At 70.3% G+C, this 15,348-nt stretch carries 11 protein-coding genes and 1 riboswitch; of the genes, 2 read left to right on the forward strand and 9 right to left on the reverse strand.

Annotation, left to right across the window (positions count from 1 at the left end; translation table 11 throughout):
- Positions 1-250: 250 nt before the first annotated feature.
- The 4 genes from ACIOJD_RS20175 to ACIOJD_RS20190 form a co-directional block, all read right to left on the reverse strand.
- On the reverse strand, positions 251-940 hold the full coding sequence (locus ACIOJD_RS20175; protein WP_401915281.1) for a GntR family transcriptional regulator: 690 nt from the start codon (positions 938-940) through the stop codon (positions 251-253).
- A gap of 334 nt (positions 941-1,274) precedes the next feature.
- Positions 1,275-2,051 carry a M23 family metallopeptidase gene (locus ACIOJD_RS20180; RefSeq protein WP_401915283.1) on the reverse strand — a complete coding sequence of 259 codons (777 nt, stop codon included), beginning with the start codon at positions 2,049-2,051 and terminating at the stop codon, positions 1,275-1,277.
- Positions 2,052-2,064: 13 nt separating this feature from the next.
- Positions 2,065-2,230: riboswitch (cyclic di-AMP (ydaO/yuaA leader) on the reverse strand.
- Positions 2,231-2,417: 187 nt separating this feature from the next.
- On the reverse strand, positions 2,418-3,800 hold the full coding sequence (locus ACIOJD_RS20185) for a M16 family metallopeptidase (protein ID WP_401915574.1): 1,383 nt from the start codon (positions 3,798-3,800) through the stop codon (positions 2,418-2,420).
- Between the two features lie 17 nt (positions 3,801-3,817).
- Entirely contained in the window at positions 3,818-5,173 is a 1,356-nt protein-coding gene (locus ACIOJD_RS20190; RefSeq protein ID WP_401915576.1) for a M16 family metallopeptidase, read from the reverse strand.
- A gap of 273 nt (positions 5,174-5,446) precedes the next feature.
- Between ACIOJD_RS20190 and ACIOJD_RS20195 the strand changes: the two genes are divergently transcribed.
- Positions 5,447-7,897 (forward strand): DNA topoisomerase (ATP-hydrolyzing) subunit A, encoded by a 2,451-nt coding sequence (locus tag ACIOJD_RS20195; RefSeq protein WP_401915286.1) that lies wholly within the window; start codon positions 5,447-5,449, stop codon positions 7,895-7,897.
- A gap of 10 nt (positions 7,898-7,907) precedes the next feature.
- On the opposite strand, the gene ACIOJD_RS20200 is transcribed toward ACIOJD_RS20195, so the two are convergent.
- Complete coding sequence (locus tag ACIOJD_RS20200; protein ID WP_401915288.1) at positions 7,908-9,074, reverse strand: CobW family GTP-binding protein; 1,167 nt, start codon at positions 9,072-9,074, stop codon at positions 7,908-7,910.
- Positions 9,075-9,115: 41 nt separating this feature from the next.
- Positions 9,116-10,330, reverse strand: a complete 1,215-nt coding sequence (locus ACIOJD_RS20205) for a citrate synthase (protein ID WP_401915292.1) — start codon at positions 10,328-10,330, stop codon at positions 9,116-9,118.
- Between the two features lie 87 nt (positions 10,331-10,417).
- On the opposite strand from ACIOJD_RS20205, the gene ACIOJD_RS20210 reads away from it, so the two are divergent.
- Positions 10,418-11,653: a citrate synthase gene (locus ACIOJD_RS20210; RefSeq protein ID WP_401915294.1), complete on the forward strand. Its 1,236-nt coding sequence runs from the start codon at positions 10,418-10,420 to the stop codon at positions 11,651-11,653.
- A 50-nt stretch (positions 11,654-11,703) separates the two neighbouring features.
- On the opposite strand, the gene ACIOJD_RS20215 is transcribed toward ACIOJD_RS20210, so the two are convergent.
- Genes ACIOJD_RS20215 through ACIOJD_RS20225 form a run of 3 tightly spaced genes read right to left on the reverse strand, consistent with a single transcriptional unit; the run spans position 11,704 to position 15,341 of the window.
- Positions 11,704-13,311, reverse strand: coding sequence for a glycoside hydrolase family 13 protein (locus tag ACIOJD_RS20215; protein WP_401915297.1), 1,608 nt, complete (start codon positions 13,309-13,311; stop codon positions 11,704-11,706).
- A gap of 38 nt (positions 13,312-13,349) precedes the next feature.
- Positions 13,350-14,327, reverse strand: a complete 978-nt coding sequence (locus ACIOJD_RS20220) for a carbohydrate ABC transporter permease (protein ID WP_401915299.1) — start codon at positions 14,325-14,327, stop codon at positions 13,350-13,352.
- An 18-nt stretch (positions 14,328-14,345) separates the two neighbouring features.
- Entirely contained in the window at positions 14,346-15,341 is a 996-nt protein-coding gene (locus ACIOJD_RS20225) for a carbohydrate ABC transporter permease (RefSeq protein ID WP_401915301.1), read from the reverse strand.
- Between the last annotated feature and the right edge of the window lie 7 nt (positions 15,342-15,348).

Below are 15,348 nucleotides of genomic sequence, written 5' to 3' on the forward strand. Positions count from 1 at the left end.
GGGGCTTGGGGGGCCGCGGGGGCCGCCACCCGGCTCCCCTTCCCGTTCTCCCCCCCCCCCCCCCTTGACTTCCCGGGCGGGCGGGGGGGGTGTTCTAAAACCCCCACCCCCACGGCTCCGGTCTTTTGTGCCGACAGCTCGCACGGAAAAAACGTACGGAAAACGTGTATGGATCACGTTCACGAATCACGTTCGCGGGCAGCAGGAAATAAGTCCTGCGTATTGATGTTCTTTGTATACGGCGGAATTGTTAAGTACGGGCGCTCGCGGTGTTTACGGCATGTTGCGAAGGCCTCACCCTTTCCCGGACCTGGCCCGGTTTCCGCAGCCGGTGGGCGACCGCCGTGCGCTCCGCGTGCAGGGCGGTCATGGCCCGCGCCCGCTCCGCGTCACCACGGGCCACCGCGTCCACGATCGCGCCGTGCTCCGCCCAGGACTCCACGGGGTGGGCGGGCTGCTCGACCACGTACATCCAGGCGATCTTGTGCCTGGTCTGGGTGAGCAGGGCGGTCAGCCCCGGGCTTCCCGACGCCTGGGCGAGCGTCTCGTGGAACCAGGCGCCGAGTGAGCGCAGATCCTCGCCCTGGCCCCTGCGGGCCCGCTCCTGCCCCAGCCTGACCAGGCCACGCAGCACCTTGAGATGGGCCTCCGTGCGGCGCTGTGCCGCGCGGGCGGCGCCCAGCGGCTCCAGCAGCAGCCGCACCTCCAGAAGATCCCCCGCCTCCTGCTCCGAAGGCTCGGCCACACACGCGCCGGCATGGCGGCGGGTGGTCACGAAGCCCTCCGACTCCAGGGTGCGCAGGGCTTCGCGCACCGGGACGCGGGAGACGCCGTAGCGCCGTGCCAGCTGTTCCTCGGTGAGCCGGCTGCCCCGCTCGAACAGACCGGAGACGATGTCGTCGCGGATCGCCGTGCATACCGAGTGCGCGGGAATGCGCATGTCCGAACCTCCGACTTAATCCGCGCGAAACTCTGCCGATTGACGCCTGTTCCGTGACTCTATTGCAATCAGCACGAATTTCCGATGGGAGGCCGGAATCCATGGATATCTTTTGGCCAGAGCGACGTAAACAGAAGGGCCCGGACCGTGCGCAGGACCGCTGACCGCACGGAAGGCCCCGGACCGCGCGGAAGCGCACGAAGGCCCCGGCACGGGCCGGGGCCTTCGGACGAGCGGGGTGATCGGAGCGGCCGGACGGTTCGGTCGGGGCCGTGACCGTCGGTCGGAGCGGTCAGCGCCCGGCCGGGCGACCGGAGGCCGGGCGCCCGAGCCGTCAGACGTTCACGCCGTGCGCGCGCAGGTAGCCGACGGGGTCCATGTCGGAGCCGTAGTCCGGGCTCGTGCGGGCCTCGAAGTGAAGGTGCGGCCCGGTGACGTTGCCGGTCGCGCCGGAGAGGCCTATCTGCTGCCCCGGGGTGACGCTCTGGCCGACGGAGACACCGATCGAGGAGAGGTGGCCGTACTGGGTGTACGTGCCGTCCTTCATCTCGAGCACGATGTTGTTGCCGTACGAGCCGCCCCAGCCCGCCTCGACCACGGTGCCCGCGCCGACGGCCACGACCGAAGTGCCGGACGCCGCGCGGAAGTCGATGCCCGAGTGGCTGCCGGAGGACCAGAGGGAGCCGCCGCTCTGGTAGCCGGTGGTGACATACGAGCCGGCGACCGGGAGCTGGAAGGCGTTGAGGCGCTTGCGTTCGGCCTCGCGGGCCGCACGGGCCTCCTCGGCACGGATCTCCTCGGCACGCGCGACGGCCTTGCGCTTCGCCTCCGCCTCCGCCGCGGCCTGTGCCTTGGCGCGGGCAGCGGCCTGGCGCTGGGCCTCGGCCTGGGTGTCGACCGTGCCCGCGAGGGACTCGTCGATGCTGATGGCCTGGGCCAGGCCGGTCTGCTGGGCCGCCTGGACGTCCGTGGTGGAGGCGAGTGCCGGGGAAGAGGCCAGGGTGCCGATGACTCCGGTCGCGGTGAGAGTCGCGGCGCCGGCGACGCTCGCGCCCTTGCGGCTCATACTGCTCCGGGCACGATGCTTCCCGGTGGCACGGGTGAACGCCATGAGATGGCTGGTCCTTTCCTTCCTTCTCGCCTACCGGGTTAGCTGACGGGTTCGGAGCAGGAAGGTCTCCTACGGGCCCCTCCGCGCCGGTGCGCGAAGGCGTCCGATTCACCCCAGGGACTGTGTGGGTCCCCGGCTCCCCAGGCTCGCGCCTGACGGGGACTCGGCGATGACTGTCCGATGCCGCGGTGCGGCGCAACTGGCGAACAGCCGGACCGACGCTAAGCGCGTCATCTTTCGTTCGCCAAACAGTCAGAAGGTTTTGTTGGCATCGCCACAGGGCAGACGGGCAACCTCTCCAACAAAACGGACATACCACGGGAACCCCGGCGACGAGTGGCGCCGGGGTTCCCTCCTGAGGCCGGATCAGCCGGTGACGACCGTCACTTCGCCGATTCCGAGCGCCTTGACCGGCTCCTCGATCTGCGAGGCGTCGCCCACGAGCACGGTCACCAACCGGTCCACCGGGAAGGCGTTGACGGCCGCGGCGGTCGCCTCCACGGTGCCGGTCTCGGCCAGGCGCGCGTACAGCTGCGCCTGGAAGTCGTCCGGGAGGTGCTGCTCGACCTGGTCGGCCAGCGTGGCCGCGACGGACGCCGCCGTCTCGTACTTGAGCGGTGCCACCCCCACCAGGTTCTGCACGGCGACGTCCCGCTCGGCGTCCGTGAGGCCTTCGGCGGCGAGGGTGCGCAGCACCGTCCAGAGGTCGTCCAGCGCCGGGCCGGTGGACGCGGTGTCCACGGAGCCGCTGATGGCGAGCATCGCGGCGCCCGTCACCCCGCCCGGCGTCGTGGGAGCGGAGGAGCGCAGCACCTGGCCGAAGGCCCGTACACCGTAGGTGTAGCCCTTCTCCTCACGCAGCACCCGGTCGAGCCGGGAGGTGAGGGTGCCGCCCAGGCAGTAGGTGCCGAGCACCTGCGCGGGCCAGACCCGGTCGTGCCGGTCCGGGCCGATGCGGCCGATCAGCAGCTGGGTCTGGACGGCGCCGGGCCGGTCCACGATCACCACCCGGCCCGTGTCGTCTGCGGTCACGGGCGGGACGGGACGCGGAGCGGCGGTGTTGCCGGTCCAGGTGCCGAGGGTTTCGGCGAGCACCGCGTCCAGGTCGACGCCGGTGAGATCGCCGACGACGACCGCGGTGGCCGTGGCGGGGCGTACGTGCGCCTCGTAGAAGGCGCGCACACCCGCGGCGTCGATGCTCCCGACCGTCTCCTCGGTGCCCTGGCGCGGTCGTGACATGCGCGCGGAGGCCGGGAACAGCTCCTTGGAGAGCTGCTTGGCGGCGCGGCGGCCGGGGTTGGCGGTCTCGTGCGGGATCTCGTCGAGCCGGTTCCGTACCAGCCGCTCGACCTCGCCGTCCGCGAACGCCGGGGCGCGCAGGGCTTCGGCGAGCAGCCCGAGCGCCTTGGGCAGCCGGGATACGGGGACCTCCAGGGAGACCCGTACGCCCGGGTGGTCGGCGTACGCGTCGAGCGTGGCGCCGCAGCGCTCCAGCTCGGCGGCGAACTCCTCGGCGGAGCGCTTGTCGGTGCCTTCGGACAGGGCCCGCGCCATGATCGTGGCGATGCCGTCGAGCCCTTCGGGCTCGGCCTCCAGCGGTGCGTCGAGAATGATCTCGACCGCCACCACCTGCTGTCCCGGGCGGTCGCAGCGCAGCACGGTCAGGCCGTTGTCGAGCGCGCCGCGGCCGGGGGCGGGGAAGGCCCAGGGCCTGGCCTCGCCGGCGGTCGGCTGTGGGTGGAAGTCCATGGTCACGGCAGTGTTGGTCACTGGTCCGCCCCCTCGTGCTCGTCGGTCTCGGCGTCGTCGTCATCGGCGGCGGTGAGCGGTTCGTACACCAGCACCGCCCTGTTGTCCGGGCGCAGCCGCTCCGCGGCGACGGCCCGCACCTCTTCCGCCGAGATGTCCAGCACGCGCGTGACGGCGGTCAGCGCCAGCTGCGGGTCGCCGAACAGCACGGCGAACCTGCACAGTTCGTCGGCGCGGCCGGCGACCGTGCCGAGCCGGTCCAGCCACTCGCGCTCCAGCTGGGCCTGTGCCCGCTCCATCTCCTCCTCGGTCGGCCCCTCGGAGGCGAGGCGGGCCAGCTCCTCGTCGACCGCGCTCTCGATCTGCGGGACCTCGACACCGCCGGACGTCTTCACGTCCAGCCAGCCGAGCGACGGGGCGCCCGCCAGGCGCAGCAGTCCGAAGCCCGCGGCGACGGCGGTACGGTCGCGGCGCACCAGGCGGTTGTGGAGGCGGGAGGACTCGCCGCCGCCGAGGACGGTGAGCGCCAGGTCGGCGGCGTCGCACTCGCGGGTGCCGTCGTGGGGCAGCCGGTAGGCGGCCATCAGCGCGCGCGCCGGGACCTCTTCCTGGATCTCCTCGCGCAGCTCCTCGCCGATGATCTCGGGGAGTGCGCCGTCACGCGGCGGCTTCTTGCCGTCGTGGGACGGGATGGAGCCGAAGTACTTCTCGACCCAGGCGAGCGTCTGCTCGGGATCGATGTCACCGACGACCGACAGCACCGCGTTGTTCGGCGCGTAGTTCGTACGGAAGAACGCGCGGGCGTCCTCCAGCGTGGCGGCGTCCAGGTCGGCCATCGAGCCGATCGGGGTGTGGTGGTATGGGTGCCCCTCGGGGTAGGAGAGAGCGGTCAGCCGCTCGAAGGCCGTACCGTAGGGCACGTTGTCGTACCGCTGGCGGCGTTCGTTCTTGACTACGTCGCGCTGGTTCTCCATGGATTCTTCGTCGAGCGCGGAGAGCAGCGAGCCCATCCGGTCGGCTTCCAGCCAGAGCGCCAGCTCCAGCTGGTGGGTGGGCATCGTCTCGAAGTAGTTGGTGCGCTCGAAGCTGGTGGTGCCGTTGAGGGAGCCGCCCGCTCCCTGCACCAGCTCGAAGTGGCCGTTTCCCTTCACCTGCGCCGAGCCCTGGAACATCAGGTGCTCGAAGAGGTGAGCCAGGCCCGTACGGCCCTTGACTTCATGGCGTGAGCCGACGTCGTACCAGAGGCAGACCGCGGCGACCGGGGTCAGGTGGTCCTCGGAGAGCACCACGCGCAGGCCGTTGGCCAGCCGGTGCTCAGTCGCTGTCAGGCCGCCGGTACCGGCCTGCGCTGTGGCCGTGTGACCCATGGGCATGTACGTCCCTTCGATCGCGATATGGAGAAGTCCTGCCACTGTATGCAAGCGTGCTGACACCTGGCGAAGTTCCCGTGCCGTCGGCCGTACCGCACATCCGCCGTCACCCCCTGTGTCACACCCGCTGCCACACTCGCCGTCCGTCGTGCGGCACACGCGCGACGCACTCTCAACGACGGGTCGAGGTCAGCGTTGTCGGTGGCGCGGTCCACAATGGTCCGCGTCAGTTCCAGAAGTTGTCGTACAGAAACCTGTGAAGGAGCCGCAGCAGCGATGGCCCGCCGCAGCACGAAGACCCCGCCGCCGGAGGACTTCGAGGAGAAGATTCTCGACATCGACGTGGTCGATGAAATGCAGGGCTCCTTCCTCGAGTACGCGTACTCGGTGATCTACTCCCGCGCCCTGCCGGACGCCCGTGACGGCATGAAGCCGGTACACCGCCGCATCGTGTACCAGATGAACGAGATGGGCCTGCGCCCCGACCGCGGGTATGTGAAGTGCGCCCGCGTCGTCGGTGAGGTGATGGGCAAGCTGCACCCGCACGGAGACGCGTCGATCTACGACGCCCTGGTCCGGATGGCACAGCCGTTCTCGATGCGGCTGCCTCTTGTCGACGGACACGGGAACTTCGGCTCGCTCGGCAATGACGACCCACCGGCCGCCATGCGGTACACCGAGTGCCGGATGGCTGACGCCACGTCACTGATGACCGAGTCGATCGATGAAGACACCGTCGATTTTGAGTCAAATTACGACGGCCAGGAGCGAGAACCGGTCACGCTTCCCGCCGCGTATCCGAACCTGCTGGTGAATGGCACCTCCGGGATCGCGGTCGGCATGGCGACGAACATGCCGCCGCACAATCTCGGCGAGGTCGTGGCGGCCGCACGCCACCTGATCAAGCACCCGGGCGCGGACCTGGAGACGCTGATGCGTTTCGTGCCGGGTCCCGACCTGCCGACCGGTGGCCGGATCGTCGGCCTGACCGGCATCAAGGACGCGTACGAGAAGGGCCGGGGCACCTTCAAGATCCGGGCCACCGTGGCGGTGGAGGATGTCACCGCTCGTCGCAAGGGCCTGGTGGTCACCGAACTGCCCTTCGCGGTCGGTCCGGAGAAGGTCATCTCGAAGATCAAGGACCTGGTCTCGGCCAAGAAGCTGCTGGGTATCGCGGACGTCAAGGACCTCACGGACCGCGCGCACGGCCTGCGCCTGGTCATCGAGATCAAGAACGGTTTCGTGCCCGAGGCCGTGCTGGAACAGCTCTACAAGCTGACGCCGATGGAGGAGTCCTTCGGCATCAACAATGTGGCGCTGGTGGACGGCCAGCCATTGACGCTGGGTCTCAAGGAGCTGCTCGAGGTCTATCTGGACCACCGGTTCACGGTGGTGCGCCGGCGCAGCGAGTTCCGGCGTACCAAGCGGCGCGACAGGCTTCACCTGGTCGAGGGACTTCTTGTCGCGCTCATCGACATCGATGAGGTCATCCGGCTGATCCGGTCGAGTGACAACTCGGCGCAGGCCAAGGAGCGGCTGATCGAGCGCTTCTCGCTGAGCGACATCCAGACGCAGTACATCCTGGACACGCCGCTGCGCCGGCTCACCCGGTTCGACCGGATCGAGCTGGAAAGCGAGCGCGACCGGCTCAACGGCGAGATCGACGAGCTGACCGGAATCCTGGAGTCGGACGCCGAGCTGCGCAAGCTGGTCTCGACCGAACTGGCCGCGGTGTCGAAGAAGTTCAGCACGCCGAGGCGCACGGTCCTGCTGGAGTCCGCCGGCTCCGCGGTGACCGCGGTGCCGCTGGAGGTCGCGGACGATCCGTGCCGGGTGCTGCTCTCCTCGACCGGCCTGCTGGCCCGTACGGTCAACGGCGAGCCGCTGGAAGGCAGCGACGGCAAGCGCGTCAAGCACGACGCGATCGTCTCGGCCGTGCCGGCGACGGCGCGTGGCGATGTCGGCGCGGTGACATCCACCGGCCGGCTGCTGCGGATCGCGGTGATCGACCTGCCGCAGCTGCCGGACACGGCCTCGGCACCGAACCTGTCGGGCGGGGCGCCGGTCTCCGAGTTCCTCGCGCTGGAAGGGGACGAGGAACTGGTCTGTCTGACCACGCTCGACGAGTCGTCCCCCGGCCTCGCGCTGGGCACGCTCCAGGGCGTCGTCAAGCGGGTGGTGCCCGACTATCCGGCCAACAAGGACGAGTTGGAGGTCATCTCCCTCAAGGAGGGCGACCGGATCGTCGGCGGCGTCGAGTTGCGGACGGGCGAGGAGGACCTGGTCTTCATCACCTCCGACGCCCAACTGCTGCGTTACCAGGCGTCGCAGGTACGGCCGCAGGGCCGGGCGGCCGGAGGCATGACGGGAATCAAGCTGACGGAGGGCGCCGCGGTGATCTCCTTCACGGCCGTGGATCCGTCGGCCGACGGGGTGGTCTTCACGCTCACCGGCTCGCACGGGACGCTGGACGACTCCGTGCGTACGGCGAAACTCACCCCGTTCGACCAGTACCCGCGCAAGGGCAGGGCGACGGGCGGGGTGCGCTGTCACCGGTTCCTGAAGGGCGAGGATCTGCTGGTCCTGGCCTGGGCGGGGGCGGGCCCGGCCCGCGCCGCGCAGAAGAACGGCTCACCGGTGGAGCTGCCGGAGCCGGACCCGCGCCGGGACGGTTCGGGTACGCCGTATGCTCCGGCGATCGACACGCTGGCCGGGCCCGCGCACTGACGTACGGAGGCTACGGCCTGTCCGGGTCCGGGCCTTCGGGCTCGGACCCGGCCTCGTCCCCGGACCTGTGCTCCGGCTCGTCCGCTGACCTGGGTCCGGGCCCCGGCTCGGACAGGTCGGGCACGTAGCGCAGGACGCCCCACATGCCGCGTTCGTCGGCGGCGGCGTCCTGTTGCCCTGTCTCCTCGCAGGCCTCCAACTCCTTGAGCAGGGCGTCGCCTTCGATGCCCGAGCCGATCAGCACCAGTTGGGTGAGCCGTTCCGCGCCGCGCGCCCAGGGCGCCGGGTGGAAACGCAGAGACCGGCCGACCGCGTGCAGGGCGTAGCGGTTGGCCGGGTCGGCGGCGCCGAAGTCGACAAATCCCTTGATCCGGTAGAGCCCTGGGGGCCTGGAGTCGAGGAAGGCCATGAGCCGCCGCGGATTCATCGGAGCGCGCGCCGTGAACGAGACGCTCTCGTACGCCGCGTGGAGATGGCCGTCATGGTCGGCGTGGCCGTCCTCCGGGTCCAGATCCTCGGTGGCCAGATCCTCGAAGGAGAGCTGGCGCGCCTTCTCCTCCTCGTCCGGGCGGACAGCCGGGTCGAAGAGCAGTTCCGGGTCGATCCGTCCGTACGAGGAGGAGACCACCGGTGTTCCCGGGCCCAGCTCCCCGATGACGGAGAGGATGCGCTCATGCTGCGTCCTGCCCACCCGGTCGGTCTTGTTGAGGACCACGAGATCCGCGATCGCGAGATGCCGGTCGATCTCGGGATGGCGCTCCCGGGTGGCGTCGAACTCGGCCGCGTCGACGACCTCGACCAGCCCTCCGTACACGGTGTTCGGATGGTCGCCGGCGAGGATCATCCGGACGAGTTCCTGCGGCTCGGCCAGCCCGCTCGCCTCGATGACGATGATGTCGATCCGGGCGGACGGCCTGGTGAGCTGTTCCAGATAGCCGTCGAGTTCGCTCGCGTCGACCGCGCAGCACAGGCAGCCGTTGCCGAGCGAGACCGTCGAACCGACCTGCCCGGCCACCGCCATCGCGTCGATCTCGATGGCGCCGAAGTCATTGACGATGACCGCGATCCGGTTGCCAGCGCGGCGGCGCAGCAGATGGTTGAGCAAGGTCGTCTTGCCGGATCCCAGAAAGCCCGTGAGGACGACCACCGGGATCCGTGGGGCCTGGTTCCTGCTCACGCGTTGCGCCTCCGTGCTGCGTCGGGTCGGTTCCGTCCCGCTCAGACAGCCGGCACCGGCTGTGGCGGGGGCGGTCCCACGTAACGGGCCGCCGGGCGGATGATCTTGGAGTCCTCCGCCTGCTCCAGGATATTGGCGCTCCAGCCGACCACCCGGGCCGCGGCGAAGGTCGGCGTGAACATCGCGCGCGGCAGACCGCACAGCTCCATGACCACGCCGGCGTAGAACTCCACGTTGGTGTGCAGTTCGCGGCCCGGCTTCAGCTCGGCGAGGATCGCCTCCACCCGCGTCTCGACCTGGACGGCGAAGTCGGCCAGCGGGCCGCCGAAGTCCTCGGCGATGGTGCGCAGCATGCGGGAGCGCGGGTCCTCGGTGCGGTAGACGGGGTGCCCGAAGCCCATGATCCGGTCCCCCGCCATGACCCGTTCCCTGATCCAGGGATCGATACGGTCCACGGTCCCGATCGCGTCGAGGGTGTCGAGGGCCCGGCTCGGCGCCCCGCCGTGCAGCGGCCCGGAGAGCGCGCCCACCGCGCCGGCCAGGCAGGCGGCGAGATCGGCGCCGGTGGAGGCGATCACCCGGGCGGTGAAGGTGGAGGCGTTGAAACCGTGATCGACGGTGGAGATCAGGTACCGCTCGATCGCCCGCGCCCGCTCGGGATCCGGCTCCGAACCGGTCAGCATGTAGAGGTAGTTGGCGGCGTACGGCAGATCGTCGCGCGGTTCGACCGGCTCCAGGCCCCGGCCCAGCCGGTACAGCGCGGTCAGCATCGTCGGCACGGCCGCGCAGGCGGCGAGGGCGTCCGTACGGCGGCGGTCGGCGTCGATGTCGTACAGCGGGCTCAGTCCGGCCGAGGCGCCGAAGAGGGAGAGCGCGGTCCGCAGTCCGGAGAGCGGGCCGGACCGGGCGGAGGAGCGGGCGATGACGGGCAGGGCCGTCTTGACCTCCTCGGGAAGCCGGCGCAGGGCCGCGGTGCGTGCGGTGAAGGCGTCCCGCCGGGCCGCGTCCGGCAGTTCCCCGAGGAACATCAGGTGCCAGACGTCCTCGAAACCGCGGCTCTCCGCCAGCTCGACGGCGGAGTACTGGCGGTAGTGGTAGAAGCCCTCGCGCCCTCTGACGTCCCCGAGCGCGGTGTCGGTGACGACGACGCCGGCGAGTCCGCGCGGTACGCCGGGGCCGGAGGGCCTCCCCGCGGTCCCGGTCGTCTCAGTGGTGCCGGTTGTGTCGGTTGTTCCGCTGATCCCGTTGATCGGCATGGTTTCCTCCCTGGACTTGATTAGACTGTCCATGCTTGACTCGACCAGTGTCAATATTGATTGAATCAATATATGTACGGTGAGGATATGGACGACGAGATCGCGGACGAGCAACGGCTGACCACGCGGGAGGCCGCCGAGCGGCTCGGGGTGAAGCCGGAGACGGTGTACGCGTACGTCAGCCGGGGCCAGCTCGCCAGCCGGCGCGAACCGGCGGGACGCGGCAGCACCTTCGACGCCAAGGAGGTCGACGCGCTCGTCCGCAGGGGCAGGCGTGAACCCCCGGCGGGCGGCGACGCCTTCCAGCGGATCCGCACCGGCATCACGCTGATCGACGCGGACCGCTACTACTTCCGGGGTGTGGACGCGACCGACCTGGCTCGGCGCTTCCACTACGAGGAGATCGCCGACTGGCTCTGGACGGGCACCCTGCGGACGGGGATCCGGTTCGACGCCCCCGCCGAGTCACTCGCCGCCGCCCGCCGCTCGGTCGGCGCCCTGCCCGCGCACAGCGGCTCCACGGAGCGGCTGCGGGTGGCCGCCATCGCGGGGGCGGCCGTCGATCCGCTGCGCTTCGACCTCTCCCGGGACGCGGTGCTGGGCACCGCCCGCGCGCTCATCCCCACGCTGGTCGACTCGCTCCCGGCGGTCGGCCCGCCACGCGACGGCGACGGCAGGCTGGCCCGGCGGCTGTGGTCCCGGCTGACCGCGCGACCGGCGGGTGAGGCGGGAATCCGCGCCCTGGACATGGCGTTGTCGCTCCTCATCGACCACGATCTGGCGGCCTCGACGCTCGCCGTACGGGTCGCCGCCTCGGCCCGCGCCCATCCGTACGCCGTGGTCTCCGCGGGCCTGGGCGCACTCGACGGGCCGCTGCACGGCGCGGCCAGCGGCCTCGCCCACCGGATGCTCACCGAAGTCCTGGAGCGGGGCAGCGCCGCCGCCGTGGTGGCGGACCACCTGCGGACCGGCCGACGGGTGCCGGGCCTCGGCCACCGTCTCTACCCGGGCCAGGACCCGCGCGCCGAGGCGCTGTTCACCGTACTGGGAGAGCTTCCCGACGCCGGACCCGTGCTGGCGGCGGCGCGGGAGGTGGAGGCGACCACCGCCCGGCATGTGCCGCTGCACGCCAATGTCGATCTGGCGCTGGCGGTGCTGTCGGTGACCACCGGAATGCCGGCCGAGGCGGGCGAGACGGTCTTCGCCGTGGCCCGCACGGCGGGCTGGATCGCGCACGCGCTGGAGGAGTACGAGGAGCGGCCGCTGCGGATGCGGCCGAGCGGGGAGTACCACGGGCCCCGCCCGCCCCAGCCGCTGCCCTGAAGTGTGCGTCGGTCCTGCCTTGTCGAGCGGCCGGGCCGGGACATACGGCGTCAGCCCCGCAGCCAGACCGCCGTGTCCCGTGGCAGGCGCCCGTCCCCGTCCAGCGGACCGCTGGTGAGCAGGACGGCCGTGTGGCCGGGGAGCCGGGCGGGCTCGTCGGAGAGATTGACGACGCAGATCAGCCCGTCGGTACGGGCGAACGCCAGCACGCCGGGCGCCGAGTCCAGCCAGCTCATCCGCCCGGCCCCGAAGCCCGGTTCGGTGCGGCGCAGCCGCAGCGCCTCGCGGTAGAGGGCGAGCATCGAGGCCGGATCGCCCGACTGGAGACCGGCCGCGTACGAAGGCCAGGACTCCGGCTGCGGAAGCCAGGGTTCGCCCACCGAACCGAAACCGGCGTACGGCTCGTCCGCCGCCCAGGGCAGCGGTACCCGGCAGCCGTCGCGGCCCGGGTCCGTACCGCCGGAGCGTACGTGCATCGGATCCTGGATCCGGTCGAGCGGAACATCCGCTTCCGGGAGGCCCAGTTCCTCGCCCTGGTAGAGATAGACGGCGCCCGGAAGAGCCAGTGAGAGCAGCGCGGCCGCCCGCGCACGGCGCGTGCCGAGCTCCGGATCCGTCGGGGTCCCGAACTCCTTGGCCGCGAAGTCGAATCCGCTGTCCTCGCGTCCGTACCGGGTGACCGTGCGGGTCACGTCGTGGTTGCAGAGCACCCAGGTGGCGGGGGCGCCGACCGGCGCGTGTTCGGCGAGCGTCTCGTCGATCGCGCTCCGCAGCCGGTCCGCGTCCCACGGGCAGGACAGGAAGGCGAAGTTGAACGCCGTGTGCAGCTCGTCAGGGCGCAGATAGCGTACGAAGCGCTCGGTGTCGGGCAGCCACACCTCGCCGACGAAGATCGCGCCGTACTCGTCGGCGATGGCACGCCAGGAGCGGTAGATGTCGTGCAGTTCGTCCAGGTCGACGTACGGATGCGGGTCACGGCCCGGGGTGAAGTCCGGCAGCGCCGGATCCTTGGCGAGCAGCGCGGCGGAGTCGATCCGTACGCCCGCGACACCCCGGTCGAACCAGAAGCGCAGTACTTCCTCGTGTTCCTGACGCACGGCCGGATGGGCCCAGTTGAGGTCGGGCTGTTCGGGGGCGAAGAGATGCAGGTACCACTCGCCGTCGTCGAGTCGGGTCCAGGCAGGGCCGCCGAATTCGGAAGTCCAGTCGTTCGGCGGGATCTCGCCGTGCTCGCCGCGTCCGGCTCTGAAGTGGAACAGCCGGCGCTCGGGGCTGCCCGGTCCCGCCGCCAGCGCCGCGCCGAACCAGGCGTGCTGGTCGGAGACATGGTTCGGCACCACGTCGATGATCGTACGGATGCCCCGCTCCCGCGCCTCGGCGATGAGCTTCTCGGCCTCGGCGAGGGTGCCGAAGGCCGGGTCGATGGTGCGGTAGTCCGCCACGTCATAGCCGCCGTCGGCGAGGGGCGAGAGGTACCACGGGGTGAACCAGAGCGCGTCCACGCCCAGTTCGGCGAGGTACGGCAGCCGGGCCCGTACGCCCGCGAGATCGCCGGTGCCGTCACCGTCACCGTCGGCGAAGCTTCGTACGTAGATCTGATAGATGGCGGCGTTACGCCACCAGAGTGTGTCGACGGGCTCCGCAGGACAGCCTTCCATTCGGTGTTCCTTTCGAGATGTTCGGCCCTTGGTGCCGGTCAGCCCTTGACGCTGCCCGCGCTGATTCCGGCGATGATGTGCCGCTGGAAGACGAGGAACATCAACACCATCGGAACGCTGGCGATGACCATGGCGGCGATCAGGACCGACAGGGGGATGTTCTGCGACAGCTGCACGAGCGCGACACTGATGGGCTGCTTGTCGGTGTCCGGGAAGACCATCAGAGGCCAGAGGAAGTCCTGCCAGACGGCGACCAACGCGAAGATCGACACGACGCCGAGCACCGGGCGGGACATGGGCAGCAGGATCGACCAGAGTGTGCGCAGCTTTCCGGCGCCGTCGATCTCCGCCGCCTCCAGTACGTCGCGCGGGATCTGGTCGAAGAACCGCTTGAGCAGATAGAGGTTGAAGGCGTTGGCGACGGCGGGCAGCCAGATGCCCAGCGGGTCGTTGAGCAGGCTGGTGTGGATCAGCGGGAGATCGGCGATGGTCAGGTACTTGGGTACGAGGAGCGCCTGGGCCGGGACCATCAGGGTGGCCAGGATGCCGCCCAGGATCACTCTGCCGAACGCCGGCTTGAGCTTGGACAGGGCATAGGCCGCGGCCGTGCAGAAGACGAGTTGGAGGATCCAGGCGCCGGTGGCCTGCACCACCGTGTTCCACAGATGAGTGGGAAGCCGCATCAGGTCCCAGGCGTCGGCGTACGCGCCGAGGTGCCAGGTCTCGGGGACCGGTGTCGGTGGCGTCCGCACCAGTTCGTCCGGGGACTTCATCGCGCCGGAGGCCATCCAGTACACGGGAAACAGGAAGGCCAGGACGAAGGCGAGGACCACACCGCCGAAGACGGTCCAGTAGAGCGCCCTGCCGCGAGTGGTCGCGAGCGCGAGCGGGGACACCAGGGTGCGTACGGCCGGGGCTCGCGAGGCAGGCCCCCGTGCGGAAGGGGCTCGCGCGGGGGTGCCTGCGGAAGGGGCTCGCGCGGCGGGGTTGCGTACGGCCGGGATACGTCGGGTCATTGCCGGGCCGCGGTCCTCTCAGTCGTCGGTGCGGGTGAGCCGCAGGTAGAGGGCGGAGAAGAGGCTGAGCACGATCAGCAGCATCACGCTCAGGGCACAGGCCCCGCCGAAGTCGTTGTAGAGGAAGGCGTATTTGTAGATGAGGTAGAGGATCGTGACGGTGGAGCTCTCCGGGCCGCCTCCGGTGATCACGAAGGGCTCCGTGAAGACCTGCATCGTGGCGATGATCTGAAGCAGCATCAGCATGAGGATGATGAAACGGGTCTGCGGGACGGTCACATGGCGCACCCGCTGCCACAGACTGGCGCCGTCCAGTTCCGCCGCCTCGTACAGCTCCCCCGGGATCCCCTGGAGCGCGGCGAGGTAGATCAGGACGGTGCCGCCCATGTTCGCCCAGGTGGCGACGATGACGAGGGAGACGAGCGCGGTGTCCGCGCCGTTGGTCCAGTTCGACGTGGGCAGGTGGAGGAAGCGCAGCCCCTCGTTGGCGAGACCGGCGCCCGGATCGTAGAACCACTTCCAGAGCAGGGCGCTGACCACCGGCGGGATCATCACCGGGAGATAGACCACCACCCGGAAGAACGACTTCGCGTGGCGCAGCTCGTTGAGGACGAGCGCCATCACGAACGGCACCGCGAATCCGATCAGCAGGGCGATCAGGGTGAAGGTGAGCGTGTTGCGCCAGGCGGTGCCGAACTCCGGATCCTGGAAGACATGGGTGAAGTTGGCGGTCCCCACCCATTCCGGATCCGCGCCCGGGGTGTATTTCTGGAAGGCGATGATCACCGCGCGGATCGCCGGATACCAGGAGAACAGCGCGAAGCAGATCAGGCCGCCGATGAGGAAGCCGTAGGCGCGCACCTGATGGGACAGCGCGCGGCGGAAGGGGCCGGCGACCGGCCGCCGCTCTGCCGGGGGCGGCCCTGAACCGGCGGCCGGTCCCGAGGGTTCGCCGGCGGCGTGCCCCCGGTGAACCCTCGGCGCATGGGCGGTCCGAGTCCGGGCAGTCTTCATCGCCGCG

This window comes from Streptomyces sp. NPDC088116 (genome assembly GCF_044741745.1).
Classification (GTDB): domain Bacteria; phylum Actinomycetota; class Actinomycetes; order Streptomycetales; family Streptomycetaceae; genus Streptomyces.